The sequence below is a fragment of the Pseudoroseomonas ludipueritiae genome (assembly GCF_014490445.1).
In the GTDB taxonomy this organism is placed as follows: domain Bacteria; phylum Pseudomonadota; class Alphaproteobacteria; order Acetobacterales; family Acetobacteraceae; genus Pseudoroseomonas; species Pseudoroseomonas ludipueritiae.
The window spans coordinates 1-866 of sequence record NZ_JACTUZ010000361.1; the positions used below are offsets into that span (position 1 = coordinate 1).

Annotated in this window: 1 protein-coding gene; it reads right to left on the reverse strand. The window is 66.9% G+C overall.

Annotated elements, in window-relative coordinates; genetic code table 11:
* A partial coding sequence (rfbA, locus tag IBL25_RS26380) for a glucose-1-phosphate thymidylyltransferase RfbA (RefSeq protein WP_187781382.1) occupies window positions 1-849 on the reverse strand: 849 nt, incomplete at its 3' end.
* Window positions 850-866 lie beyond the last annotated feature (17 nt).

Sequence of the window (866 nt, forward strand, 5' to 3'; positions counted from 1 at the left end):
CTCCAGATAGCCGCCATAGCCGCTCTTGTTGAGCTTCCGCGCCAGGGCGCGCAGCGCGTCGTCGTCGATGAAGCCGCAGCGCCAGGCGATCTCCTCCGGCGAGGCCACTTTGGTGCCGGTGCGCTTCTCGATGGCACGGACATATTCGCTGGCTTCCAGCAGGCTGTCATGCGTGCCGGTGTCCAGCCAGGCATAGCCGCGGCCGAGCCGGATCACGTTCAGCGAGCCTTCCTCCATGTAGAGGCGGTTGAGGTCGGTGATCTCCAGTTCCCCCCGCGCAGAGGGCTTGAGGGTGCGCGCCAGGGTGGAGGCGCGGCCGTCGTAGAGATAAAGGCCGGTGACGGCCCAGTCCGAGCGCGGCTGGGCCGGCTTTTCCTCCAGCGAGATGGCACGGTCGTTGGCGTCGAATTCCACCACGCCGTAACGCTCTGGGTCCGCGACACGATAGGCGAAGACGGAGGCGCCCTTGTCACAGGCGCGGGCCTCGATCAGCCGCTCCTCCAGGCTGTGGCCGTGGAAGATGTTATCGCCCAGCACCAGGGTGGAGGGGCCGCCAGCGAGGAACTCCTCGCCCAGGATAAAGGCCTGGGCCAGCCCGTCCGGCCTGTCCTGCTGCGCGTAGCTGAGCCGGAGGCCCCATTGCTCGCCACTGCCCAGCAGGTTCCGGAACAGCGGCAGGTCATGTGGGGTGGAGATGATCAGGATCTCGCGGATGCCGGCCAGCATCAGCACCGAGAGCGGGTAGTAGATCATCGGCTTGTCATAGACCGGCAGCAACTGCTTGGAGACCGCCAGTGTCGCCGGGTGCAGCCGCGTGCCGCTGCCGCCCGCCAGGATGATGCCCTTCATGGTCGTCGCTTCCGTCA